The sequence below is a fragment of the Photobacterium sp. R1 genome, assembly GCF_054600795.1.
In genome coordinates this window covers 1-245 of the sequence record NZ_BAAHZP010000857.1, presented here as the reverse complement: position 1 = coordinate 245, position 245 = coordinate 1, and the positions used below count along the sequence as shown (strand labels likewise).

General features: G+C 59.2%; 1 pseudogene. It reads left to right on the top strand.

The features are described from left to right. Positions 1-245, top strand: a pseudogene (locus tag ACYP03_RS27510) (L-lactate MFS transporter); the annotation flags it as partial.

Genomic DNA, 245 nt, shown 5'->3' with positions numbered 1-245 from the left:
ATTGCGGCCGGTTTTGGCCTGGCTGCCGTGTATCTGGCACCGCTGACATCTTCCCTGATTGCCGATTACGGTATTAACCAGAGCTTCCTGATCCTTGGTGTGGCTGTACTGCTGGTTGCTGTCCCTCTGGCTTGTACTATCAACAACCCGCCGGAAGGCTACCAGCCTGAGGCGCCGTCTGCTGTCGCGGCCTCTGCCAGCCCGGCACCGGCTGTTAACATGACCTGGCGCAGCATGGTGAAAAC